Here is a 284-nt window from a genome sequence, read left to right as displayed (position 1 = left end):
ATCGAGATCGTGGAATCGTCGCGGACCGTCGAGGTGCTCGACCTGTCCTCGGCGCAGCTGCCCGTCCCGGCCGATGCGGTGTCGTTCGAGGGCCTGAGCGGCACCTGGCGCATCGCGGCAGAGAACGGCACGGTCGTGTCCCCCTCCTCGGCGGCGCGCGGTCAGCGTTTCGACGTCGTGGCCCGCAGCCCCGCGCCCACGATCGAGCAGGCCCGCGCGGCCCCGGCGCGCGGCGGGCCCGACGGCGCGCGGGGGGTCCCCGCCGAGACGCCCGACGACATCGG

At 76.4% G+C, this 284-nt stretch carries 1 protein-coding gene; it reads left to right on the top strand.

The features are described from left to right. Positions 1-9: 9 nt before the first annotated feature. Positions 10-284: hypothetical protein (locus KVT44_RS56020; RefSeq protein ID WP_217576966.1), on the top strand; the 275-nt coding region annotated here is incomplete at its 3' end.

Origin of the sequence: Streptomyces sp. GbtcB7 (assembly GCF_019091445.1) — a bacterium.
Taxonomy (GTDB): domain Bacteria; phylum Actinomycetota; class Actinomycetes; order Streptomycetales; family Streptomycetaceae; genus Streptomyces; species Streptomyces mirabilis.
This window is presented reverse-complemented; position numbering and strand designations above follow the sequence as displayed.